Below are 10,747 nucleotides of genomic sequence, written 5' to 3'. Positions count from 1 at the left end.
TAACCCATTGATTAGATTGGTGGGCGCGACAGGGATTGAACCTGTGACCCCCGCCATGTCAAGGCGATGCTCTACCGCTGAGCTACGCGCCCACTTGATGCCCCGCTCATAGCTTCGCTTGCGGTGTTGTGCAAGCCGGCTGAACCAGACGTCACACGATACGTTCGATCGCCATAGCCGTCGCTTCGCCGCCACCGATACACAGGGCCGCAACACCGCGCCGCGCGTCGTGGCGTTCCAGCGCTGCGAGCAATGTCACAAGGATGCGCGCCCCCGATGCGCCGATCGGATGACCCAACGCGCAGGCCCCGCCATTGACGTTCACCCTGTCGTGCGAAACCGCAAGATCCCGCATCGCCGCCATCGCAACCACCGCGAAGGCTTCGTTGATCTCGAACAGATCAACCTCGCCAACCCGCCATCCCGTGCGTGTCATCAGGCGGTTGATCGCACCGATCGGTGCCGTGGTAAACAGCGCCGGCGCCTGGGCGAAGGTGGCGTGGCCGACAATGGTTGCCAGCGGCGTCACCCCCCGCGCTGCCGCCACCGATTTTCGCATCAGCAGCACAGCCGCCGCTCCATCGGAAATCGAGCTTGAATTGGCCGCCGTCACGGTGCCACCCTCACGGAACGCGGGTCTGAGCTTCGGAATCTTGTCGGGCCGCGCCTTGGGCGGCTGTTCATCGACGGCAAGAAGCGCCCCGCCCTGAACGACCGGCACGATTTCGCCGGCAAAGGCACCCGACTCGATGGCGGCAACCGCCCGGCGCAGCGAGGTCAGCGCGAAATCATCCTGTGCCGCGCGGGTAAACCGATAGGTCTGCGCGCAATCCTCGGCGAAATTGCCCATCAGGCGACCCTTTTCGTAAGCATCCTCCAACCCGTCGCGAAACATGTGGTCAATGATGCTGCCATGCCCCATCCGGTATCCGGCCCGCGCACGATCGAGCAGATACGGTGCGTTGGACATGCTCTCCATCCCCCCCGCAACAATAACATCAGCGCTGCCGGCCATGATCGCGTCATGCGCCAGCATTGCCGCCTTCATGCCAGAGCCGCACATCTTGTTGATCGTCGTGGCGCCGACACCCGGTGCCAAACCCGCCCCCAATGCGGCCTGACGGGCGGGCGCCTGACCTAGTCCGGCGGGCAGCACACAGCCCATCATCACCTCATCGACCGAGACACCCGTGATGCCGGCGCGGTCGATACAGGCGCGAATCGCGGTGGCCCCAAGTGTCGGCGCGGCAACATCCCTGAACATCCCCATGAAGCCGCCCATCGGCGTCCGTGCCGCTGAAACAATCACTACCGGATCGTCATGCATGAACGTCTCCTTCAGCGCGGCGGCATGCGCAGCGCACCATCGAGGCGGATGGTCTCGCCATTCAACATCGTGTTCTCAAAAATATGCCGCACCAGCATGGCGAATTCTTCGGGCTGGCCCAACCGCGGCGGAAACGGCACGGTGCTGCCGAGCGCATCCTGCACGGCGGGCGGCAAGCCCGCCATCATCGGTGTCGCGAACAGGCCGGGCGCGATCGTCATCACCCGAATACCCGAGCGCGCCAGTTCGCGCGCGATCGGCAGGGTCATGCCAACAACCCCAGCCTTCGATGCCGCATAGGCCGCCTGGCCGATCTGGCCATCGAACGCGGCGATCGAGGCGGTGTTCATAATGATCCCCCGCTCCCCGCTGTCATCGGGCGGATTGCCCGCCATCGCCGCCGCGGCGAGACGGATCATGTTGAAGGTGCCGACCAGATTGATCATCACCGTGCGGACAAACGGTGCCAGATCATGCGGTCCCTCGCGCCCGAGCACGCGCTCGCCTTGCGCCACGCCGGCGCAATTGACCAGACCGTGTAGGGCACCGAACCCGTTCACCGCCGCTGCGATCGCCGCCGCGCCATCGGCCTCATCGGTCACATCAATGCGGCTAAAGCGCGCCACCGCCCCGAATCCCGCCGCGATGGCGCGGCCTTTCGGCTCATCGACATCCGCGATCACCACCCGCGCTCCGGCCTCGATCAGCATCGCCACCGTCGCCGCGCCCAGACCCGAACCGCCCCCGGTGACGATCACGACCGAACCCGCGATGTTCATGACATCGCCTCGCCGTCCTCGGCCACCATCGCCTCGCTGAACCGGACTCCCTCGATCGCGCAGCCCCCGGCCTCCCCGCCGCGCAACTGCACTCGCCGGATCTTGCCGGAAATCGTCTTGGGCAGATCGGCGACAAACACGAGGTCCCTGATCCGCTTGAACGGCGCCACCCGCTCGCGCAAATGCCGGAAGATCGATCGTGCCGTCGCGGCGTCAGCCGGCGCCCCCGCGATCAGCGCGACATACGCAACCGGCACCGCGAGCCGCACCGCATCCGGCTTGGGCACCACCGCCGCCTCCGCCACCAGCGGATGCTCGATCAGCACGCTCTCAAGCTCGAACGGGCTGATCCGGTAATCGGACGATTTGAACACATCATCGGCCCGCCCGACGAACGTGAAATAACCATCACCGTCGATCCTCGCGACATCGCCGGTGCGATACCAGGGCTGGTCGGCACCGAACACGGCGCCGGTCGCCGGATCGACGTAGCCGCGCATCAACCCGGCGGGCCGCGCCGCACCGCACATCAGCGCGACCTCACCGTCACCCACCACCTCATCCGCGCCATCGAGCAACCCGACCAGGTAACCCGGCAATGGCCGTCCCATCGCGCCGGGTTTAACCGCCGCGCCAGGCGTATTGCCGATCTGCGCGGTGGTTTCGGTCTGGCCGTAGCCGTCGCGGATCGTCACGCCCCACGCCGCGCGGACCTGGTCGATAATCTCCGGATTCAACGGCTCTCCAGCACTGACGACCTCGCGCAACCGGTTCGGGTAGCGTGCCAGATCATGCTGTACCAGATGCCGCCACACGGTCGGCGGCGCGCAGATCGTGGTAACCTCGCAGCGCGCGATCTCCGCCAGCAACCGCTCGGCCTCGAATTTCGGCTGGGCAATGATGCACACGCACGCCCCCGCGCTCCAGGGCGCGAAAAAACTGCTCCACGCATGTTTCGCCCACCCTGGCGACGAGATATTCACATGCACGTCGCCGGGTCGCACCCCGATCCAGTACATGGTCGAAAGACTGCCGACCGGGTAGGAATAATGCGAGTGCAGAACGAGTTTCGGCTTCGCCGTCGTTCCCGACGTGAAATAAAGCAGCAACGGATCATCCGCCAGGGTCGGCCGATCCGGCGCGAACACATCCGAACCGCGTGACGGATCGTAGCGCACCCACCCATCGACCTCGCCATCCCCCACAACGATATTGATCGTCTCCACACCAAGCCCGTCACATTTGCCGGTCTGATCCGCCGTCGTCACGACGAACCGTGCCCCGCCGCGTGTCACCCGATCATGCAATTCCGCCGCCGTGAGGAGCGTCGTCGCCGGAATCACGACGGCGCCCAGCTTCATCGCGGCCAGCATGATTTCCCACAGAGGCACGATATTGCCGAGAAGCAGTACGATCCGATCGCCGCGCCGCACCCCCTGCGCACGCAGAAAATGCGCGGTCCGGTTCGACCGCGCCGCCATTTCAGCAAACCCGACACGCTCGTCCCGCCCCGTCACGGTATCAGCGATCAGCAGCGCCGGCCGATCACGCAACGCGCCATCCCGCGCCAGCACGGCGTCGAACCAGTCGAGCGCCCAGTTGAACGCCACCGGTGCCGGCCAGCGAAACGCCGCACAGGCGGCTTCGTAATCCTCCCGATGCGCCAACAGACAATCCCGCGCCCGCGCGAATCCGCTCATGACACCGAGCGCTCCGCGATCATCCGAAAGATCGCGGAAAAATCATCGCCCCCATGCCCCGCCTCGATGAAGTCCCGGTACAGCCGCATCGCATGGGCGCCGAGTTCGGTCACCGCGCCGCTCTGCGCCGCCGCCGCCTGCGACAGCGACAGATCCTTCAGCATCAGCGCCGCCGCAAAACCAGGCCGATACCCGTGGTTCGCCGGGCTCGCCGGCACCGGACCCGGCACCGGGCAATAGCTGGTCAACGACCAGCACTGGCCCGACGAATTCGCCGCCACATCGAATAATGCCTGGCGCGACAAGCCAAGCCGATCCGCCAGCGCAAAAGCCTCGCTCACCGCGATCATCGAAATCCCGAGAATCATATTGTTGCAGATTTTCGCGGCCTGTCCGGCGCCGGCGGCGCCACAATGCACCACCCGCGCGCCCATCGCGGCCAGAACCGGCCGGGCCGCGCCGAACGCATCATCCGTCCCGCCCGCCATGAAGGTCAGCGTTGCCGCGGCGGCACCGCCCACCCCACCCGACACCGGCGCATCGATCGATCGCTTCCCCGCCTGCCCCGCCATCGCATGCGCCGCACAAGCCGACTCGACATCGATCGTCGAGCAATCGATCATCAAACAATCGGCCGGCGCCGCCCGCAACACCCCCGAAGCCTCGGCATAAACAGCGCGCACCGCCGCCCCCGAGGGCAGCATGGTGATCACCGCCGCGCAGCCGGTCGCGGCATGCGGTGCCTCGGCCATAATCCTCACCCCCCGCGCCACCGCTGCGTCACGGGCATCGGGCGATGTATCGTAACCGCGCACCTCATGCCCCGCGCGCACCAGATTCGACGCCATCGGCAACCCCATGTTGCCCAGACCGATAAACCCGATGACCGCCATCTCCATCCCCCGATCTTTGCCCGCGCCGATGTGCCCGCGCATTTTTGTCCACGCATTTTTGTCCGCGAATTTTGTCAGTCGAACCGCAACTCCGCCGCGCCAAGTGATAAAAAATGCGCCGCGATCGCCGCCGCATCGACCGCCGCCAGACGATCCGGCCGCCAATGCGGCGTCCGATCCTTATCGACCACGGCGGCCCGCACGCCCTCCATGAAATCATGTCCCCGAATGCAGCGCACCGCGACGCGATATTCCTGTTGCAGGCAGGGTTTCAGCGCCGCATAGCCCCGCGCGTCATGCAAGGCGCGCAGCGTCAGCATGACCGAAGTCGGCGACTGCGCCAGGATCACCGCCGCCGCCGCCCGCCCGGCCGGACCCGCCGCCTCCAGCGCGCCGAGAATCTCCGCGACCGTTTCGTATCGATAACACGCCCCGATCCAGTCCCGCGCCGCCATCAGCGCGCTCGCCCCCGCCGCCGCCGCGCAGGACGCAATGCCCGCCTCCGCCGCCGCCACCGACGAAGCGCCGAGCACCAACCGCCGCAGCTCCTCGAGCCGCGCGGCGGCGACATAATGATCCGCCAGATCAATCGCCAGGGCATCCGCCGCGCCCAACCGCATCGCGGTCAGCGCCACATGAGTGCCCAACCCATCCGCCACCCGGCCGAGCAGATGCGTCGCCCCGATATCGGGAATGAACCCGATCCCGACCTCCGGCATCGCCAGCACGCTCCGCTCGGTCACCACCCGGTGCGATCCATGGGCCGACAACCCGATCCCACCCCCCATGGTGATGCCGTCCATCAACGCGATATACGGTTTCGGATAGGTCGCGATCCGGGCGTTCAGCTGATATTCGCGCGCGAAAAACCCATCCGCCAGCGCCGCATCGCCCCCGCGCACCGCCGCATAGAGCGCGCGAATATCCCCCCCCGCGCAAAATCCGCGCTCGCCCGCGCCATCGATCAGCACGCCGAGAATCGCCGCATCCCCGGCCCAGGCCACCAGCGCATCATCGATCGCGCAGCACATCGCATAACTCAACGCGTTCAACGCGCGCGGCCGGTTCAGCGTGATATGACCCCACCGGCCGACAACCCGGATCAGCACATCAGCGTCGCTCATGATCCCTCCCCGATCAGCCCGCGCGCCACGATCAACCGCATGATCTCATTGGTCCCCTCCAGAATCTGATGCACCCGCAAATCCCGCACGATCTTTTCGATCCCGTAATCGGCCAGATACCCGTAGCCGCCGAGAAGTTGCAGCGCCTGATTGGCGATATCGAAACCATTGTCCGTCGCCACGCGCTTCGCCATGGCACAGAGTTGCCGTGCCGCCGGCCCGCCGCGATCGAGCGCCGCCGCCGCATGCCACAGCATCACGCGCGCCGTCTCGAGTGCCGTCGCCATATCCGCGAGCCTGAACTGCAACGCCTGAAACTCATCGAGCCGCCGGCCGAACGCCCGGCGCGTTGCGGCATAATCGATGCCGCGCTCAAGCGCCTTCCGCGCCCCGCCGAGCGAGCAGGCGCCAATATTCAGCCGCCCGCCATCCAGCCCGCTCATCGCGATCCGAAACCCATCCCCCTCGCCGCCCAGACGCAGCGCGCGCGGCACCCGCACGCCGTCCAGAACAACCTGACGCGTCGGCTGCGCGTTCCACCCCATCTTGCGCTCGTTCGCGCCGAACGACAGCCCGGCCGCATCGCACGGCACGATGAAGCACGACACGCCCCCCGCGCCCGCGCCGCCGGTCCGCGCCATCACCAGATAAAGATCGGTCGCACCGGCGCCGGAAATGAATTGCTTGGTGCCGTCCAGCACATACGCATCGCCGTCCCGGCGCGCGCGCGTGGTCAGCGCCGCGGCATCCGAGCCGCAACCCGGCTCGGTCAGGCAATAACTCGCCAGCGTCCTCATGCTGATCAGATCGGGGAGGAATCGCGCCCGCTGCTCCGCATCGCCATACCGGTCGATCATCCAGGCGACCATGTTATGAATCGAGATATACGCCGCAATCGTCGGGCAACCGGTAGCGAGCGCCTCGAAAATCAACGTCGCGTCCAACCGGCTCAGCCCGGTGCCGCCGCTGCTCTCGCGCACATAAATCCCCGCCATGCCGAGTGCTGCGGTCTCGCGGATCACCTCGATCGGAAAAATTTTCCGCTCATCCCACTCCAGCGCCCGCGGCGCCAGCCGGGTATCGGCAAAGCCCCGCGCCATTTCGAATATCGCCTGCTGTGCGGCGGATAATTCAAATTGCGGCGCCGCGTCCCCCTCGGTCATGGCCTCCATCGCGCCCTCTCGTTCAGTTCTGCGGCATCCCCTGCGGCACGATGGTCTTGACGATCGTGGCATCAAGCGCCTCGAACCCGGCATAATCGATCGTCTCGTAAAGCTCCGCGCGCGTCTGCATCGCCTCGACGCAATTCTGCGCCCCGTCATCCTGCCGGATCGCGTCATAGAGTTTGCCGACCGCCTTGGCCGAAACCCGCAGCGAGGTCACCGGCCAGATCACCATCCGGTACCCCATCGCCTCGAATTCGGCGGCGGTGAAAAACGGCGTGCTGCCGAATTCCGTCATATTCGCGAGCAATGGAACGCCCGGCATCCGGCGGGCGAATTCGCGAAACATCTCGGCACTGTGCAGCGCCTCGGGAAAGATCGCATCCGCCCCGGCCTCAACATACAGCCGCGCCCGCGCGACTGCGCCGTCCATCCCCTCGCTCGCCGCCGCATCGGTCCGCGCGATGACATATAAATGCCGCCGCGCATGGGCCGCCGCCGCCACTTTCGCCGCCATGTCATGCGGGCTGGCCAGTTTCTTGTCGTTGAGATGACCGCATTTCTTCGGCAGCACCTGATCCTCGATATGCACGGCGGCCGCACCGGCATCCTCGAAGCTGCGCACCATGTGCATCACGTTCAGCGCCTCGCCATAGCCGGTATCGCCATCGACCAGCACCGGCAGGCCGGAGGCGCGCGCGGCCTGGCGGATAAAGAAACCCACGTCATCGACCGTGATGATGCCAAGATCGGGCAACCCCATCGAGGCCGTCATCGCCGCACCCGACAGATAGCATGCCTCGAATCCCGCCCGCATCGCCTGGCGTGCCGCCAACCCGTTATGCGCGCCGGGAATCCGCAAAATCCCCGGCCGCTCCACCAGTGCGCGAAACCGCTCGCCCGCCGGCCGCGCCGGCAGATCATCGCCCCGCAGATAGGTCATGCCCCCTCCTTGCCGCGAAGCTCGATCGGCACGAACGCCAGATCCTCCGGCCCGATGTAATTCGCCGACGGGCGGATGATCTTGTTGTCGATCCGCTGCTCGATCACATGGGCACTCCACCCCGCGGTGCGCGAGATCACGAACAACGGCGTGAACAACGCGGTCGGGACCCCCATCATGTGATAGGAAACCGCGCTGAACCAGTCGAGATTGGCGAACATCCCCTTGGTCTCGCGCATCACCGCCTCGATCCGGTCAGCGATCGCAAACATCCTCATCTCGCCCGCCTGCTCCGAAACCGCGCGGGCTACCCGCTTGATCACGACGTTGCGCGGATCGGCCACGGTATAGACCGGATGGCCAAACCCGATGATCACCTCGCGCGCCTCGATCCGGCGGCGAATATCCGCCGCCGCCTCATCGGGCGTCGCATAGCGCTTCTGTATCTCGAATGCCGCCTCGTTCGCGCCGCCGTGCTTCGGCCCGCGCAAGGCGGCGATCCCGGCGGTGATCGCCGAATACATGTCCGACCCGGTCCCCGCGACCACCCGCGCCGCAAAGGTCGAGGCGTTGAACTCATGCTCAGCATAGAGAATGAGCGAGGTCTCCATCGCCCGCACCCACACCGTATCCGGCGCCCGGCCATGCAGCAGATGCAGAAAATGCCCGCCGATGCCCGCATCATCGGTTTCAACCTCGATCCGCCGGCCATTGGTCGCGTAATGATACCAATAGAGCAGCATCGAGCCGAGCGACGCCATCAACCGGTCCGCGATGTCACGCGCACCGGCGACGTTATGGTCATGCGCCTCGGGCAGAACGCAGCCCAGCGCCGAGACCGCGCTGCGCATCACATCCATCGGATGCGCCGCCGCCGGCATCGCTTCGAGCACCCGCCGCACCGAGGCCGGAATCCCCCGCAACCGCCTCAGCTTGTTCCGATAGGCATCAAGCTCGCTCTGGCTCGGCAAGCGGCCATGCACCAGCAGATGCGCGATCTCCTCGAACGTGCAGCTCTCCGCGATGTCGAGAATGTCATAGCCGCGATAATGCAGGTCATTGCCGGTCCGCCCGACGCTGCACAACGCCGTATTCCCGGCGGTCACGCCCGACAGGGCCACCGATTTCTTCGGCTTCGGTGCCATCACCTCGTTCATCGCCGCCTCCTCCCGATGTTCGGATTTCAAAAGAGCCCCGGTTTGCTCTCGCCCAACGCGCCCCCCGGCAAGGCCACGTTCAACCGGTCCAACTCGCCCGCGGGCAGTTTCGGCAATTCCTGCACCGCCTCCAGAAAACGCGCCGATTCCCGCGCGGAGATAATGCCGCCGGTCAGCGTCAGGAATTTATGGATGTAATCATCCCGCCCGAACGGCCGCGCGCCAAGCGAATGCGCATTGGCGACCGCGAGTTCATCGACCAGGGTGGACCCATCCTTGAACCGGATCTCGATGCGCCCGCCAAAGGCCTTCTCGTTTGGATCGTTGCTGTGGTAGCGCCGCGTCCACTCAGGGTCCTCGCTCGTTTCGATCTTGTGCCACAGCGCCACCGTGTCGGCCCGCTGCGCCCGCTGCGGCGCATAGCTCTCGACATGGTGCCACACGCCATCCTGCAACGCGACCGCAACGATATACATGATCGAGTGGTCGAGCGTCTCGCGCGAGGCCTTCGGGTCCATTTTCTGCGGATCATTCGCCCCGGTGCCGATCACGTAATGGGTGTGATGCGAGGTGTGGATCACGATTTTCTCGATCGCACCGAAATCCTCGATCTGTCCGCGCATCCGGAACGCGAGGTCGATCAGCGCCTGGCTCTGATATTCCGCCGAATGCTCCTTGGTGAAACTGTCCATGATCGCGCGTTTGGTCTCGCCTTTCTCGGGCAGCGACACATGATACACGGCGTCCTTGCCGCCGAGCATCCAGGCGATCACGCTGTCCTCGCCCTCATAAATCGGACTGGGCGCGCCCTCGCCGCGCATCGCGCGATCGACCGCCTCGATCGCCAGTTTCCCGGCATGCGCGGGGGCGAACGCCTTCCACGAGCTGATCTCGCCCTTGCGCGACTGGCGCGTGGTGAAACTCACATGCACCGCCTGCTGCACAGCCTGAAAAATCACCTCTTGCTTGAGGCCGAGCAGCGCGCCGATGCCGGCGGCCTGGGCGGGGGCGAGATGCGCGATATGATCCTTCTTGAACTCATGCAGACAGATCGCCCGCACCAGATCGATCTGGATTTCATAGCCGGTCGCGATGCCGCGGATCAGATCCCGCCCGCTCCGCTCCATCGCCTGCGCCACCGCCAGGACCGGCGGAATATTATCGCCCGGATGCGCGTAATCCGCCGCGAGAAACGTGTCGTGATAATCAAGCTCGCGCACCGCCGTGCCATTCGCCCAGGCCGCCCATTCCGGGCTGAAGGTCTTGCGTCCCGGCAACCCGAATACACTCGCCCCGCCGCGTCGCGCATGGCCAAGCGCCATGCCGCGCGCCGCCACCACCGGGCCGCGGTTGATCGCGGCAATCGCCACCGCCGCATTGTCGATGATCCGGTTGATGATCATCGCGGCCACATCCTTCTCGACCGCGACCCGATCGACCGCAACACCGGCGATTTTCCACGCCAGCTGATCCTCGCGCCGGAGCAGTGATTTCGAGGGATGGACGCGGACCTCATGCAGTTTCATGGCGGTTTATTTCTTTCGGTTCTGTATCGTTTTCAAAAATACCGTCTCGCCCTCAATGCGCCCCGCCGCGATCGCAACACAACCCCCGCCGGCGAAACCGAGCGTTGCGCCACACTCAAACGACGCCCGTCGTCG

At 65.7% G+C, this 10,747-nt stretch carries 9 protein-coding genes and 1 tRNA gene; all 10 read right to left on the bottom strand.

Translation table 11 applies throughout. The annotated features are described in order from the left end of the window. Window positions 1–17: 17 nt before the first annotated feature. The 10 genes from ACP5E6_RS11770 to ACP5E6_RS11725 all read right to left on the bottom strand — a co-directional run bounded on the left by ACP5E6_RS11770 (window position 18) and on the right by ACP5E6_RS11725 (window position 10,612). Window positions 18–92 (bottom strand) — tRNA-Val (locus tag ACP5E6_RS11770). A gap of 59 nt (window positions 93–151) precedes the next feature. Further along, the gene (locus ACP5E6_RS11765; RefSeq protein WP_427954430.1) at window positions 152–1,327 is read right to left on the bottom strand and encodes an acetyl-CoA C-acyltransferase; all 1,176 of its coding nucleotides are present in this window, start codon (window positions 1,325–1,327) and stop codon (window positions 152–154) included. Between the two features lie 11 nt (window positions 1,328–1,338). Then, complete coding sequence (locus tag ACP5E6_RS11760) at window positions 1,339–2,106, bottom strand: SDR family NAD(P)-dependent oxidoreductase (RefSeq protein WP_427954429.1); 768 nt, start codon at window positions 2,104–2,106, stop codon at window positions 1,339–1,341. Next, a complete protein-coding gene (locus ACP5E6_RS11755) occupies window positions 2,103–3,806 on the bottom strand; it encodes an AMP-binding protein (RefSeq protein ID WP_427954428.1) in 1,704 nt (567 codons plus the stop codon). The genes ACP5E6_RS11760 and ACP5E6_RS11755 overlap by 4 nt, the downstream gene beginning before the upstream one ends. Further along, window positions 3,803–4,741, bottom strand: coding sequence for a 3-hydroxyisobutyrate dehydrogenase (gene mmsB / locus ACP5E6_RS11750; protein WP_427954427.1), 939 nt, complete (start codon window positions 4,739–4,741; stop codon window positions 3,803–3,805). The genes ACP5E6_RS11755 and mmsB overlap by 4 nt, the downstream gene beginning before the upstream one ends. A 32-nt stretch (window positions 4,742–4,773) precedes the next feature. Then, the gene (locus ACP5E6_RS11745; protein ID WP_427954426.1) at window positions 4,774–5,823 is read right to left on the bottom strand and encodes an enoyl-CoA hydratase/isomerase family protein; all 1,050 of its coding nucleotides are present in this window, start codon (window positions 5,821–5,823) and stop codon (window positions 4,774–4,776) included. Next, window positions 5,820–6,986 (bottom strand): acyl-CoA dehydrogenase family protein, encoded by a 1,167-nt coding sequence (locus ACP5E6_RS11740; RefSeq protein ID WP_427954425.1) that lies wholly within the window; start codon window positions 6,984–6,986, stop codon window positions 5,820–5,822. Before ACP5E6_RS11740 ends, ACP5E6_RS11745 begins: the two co-directional genes overlap by 4 nt. A 22-nt stretch (window positions 6,987–7,008) precedes the next feature. Then, a complete protein-coding gene (gene prpB / locus ACP5E6_RS11735) occupies window positions 7,009–7,929 on the bottom strand; it encodes a methylisocitrate lyase (RefSeq protein WP_427954424.1) in 921 nt (306 codons plus the stop codon). Further along, entirely contained in the window at window positions 7,926–9,086 is a 1,161-nt protein-coding gene (gene prpC, locus ACP5E6_RS11730) for a bifunctional 2-methylcitrate synthase/citrate synthase (protein WP_427954423.1), read from the bottom strand. The genes prpB and prpC overlap by 4 nt, the downstream gene beginning before the upstream one ends. 26 nt (window positions 9,087–9,112) lie before the next feature. Continuing rightward, window positions 9,113–10,612: an MmgE/PrpD family protein gene (locus ACP5E6_RS11725; RefSeq protein WP_427954422.1), complete on the bottom strand. Its 1,500-nt coding sequence runs from the start codon at window positions 10,610–10,612 to the stop codon at window positions 9,113–9,115. Window positions 10,613–10,747: the final 135 nt, after the last annotated feature.

It is taken from the genome of Acidiphilium sp., from assembly GCF_049977125.1.
GTDB lineage: Bacteria > Pseudomonadota > Alphaproteobacteria > Acetobacterales > Acetobacteraceae > Acidiphilium.
This window is presented reverse-complemented; position numbering and strand designations above follow the sequence as displayed.

Excerpts from the sequence above, each read along its gene's own strand:
- ACP5E6_RS11745 (WP_427954426.1), bottom strand. The coding sequence starts at position 5,823 with ATGAGCGACGCTGATGTGCTGATCCGGGTTGTCGGCCGGTGGGGTCAT.
- ACP5E6_RS11765 (WP_427954430.1), bottom strand. The coding sequence starts at position 1,327 with ATGCATGACGATCCGGTAGTGATTGTTTCAGCGGCACGGACGCCGATG.
- ACP5E6_RS11725 (WP_427954422.1), bottom strand. The coding sequence starts at position 10,612 with ATGAAACTGCATGAGGTCCGCGTCCATCCCTCGAAATCACTGCTCCGG.
- prpB (WP_427954424.1), bottom strand. The coding sequence starts at position 7,929 with ATGACCTATCTGCGGGGCGATGATCTGCCGGCGCGGCCGGCGGGCGAG.
- mmsB (WP_427954427.1), bottom strand. The coding sequence starts at position 4,741 with ATGCGCGGGCACATCGGCGCGGGCAAAGATCGGGGGATGGAGATGGCG.
- ACP5E6_RS11740 (WP_427954425.1), bottom strand. The coding sequence starts at position 6,986 with ATGACCGAGGGGGACGCGGCGCCGCAATTTGAATTATCCGCCGCACAG.
- ACP5E6_RS11760 (WP_427954429.1), bottom strand. The coding sequence starts at position 2,106 with ATGAACATCGCGGGTTCGGTCGTGATCGTCACCGGGGGCGGTTCGGGT.
- ACP5E6_RS11755 (WP_427954428.1), bottom strand. The coding sequence starts at position 3,806 with ATGAGCGGATTCGCGCGGGCGCGGGATTGTCTGTTGGCGCATCGGGAG.
- prpC (WP_427954423.1), bottom strand. The coding sequence starts at position 9,086 with ATGAACGAGGTGATGGCACCGAAGCCGAAGAAATCGGTGGCCCTGTCG.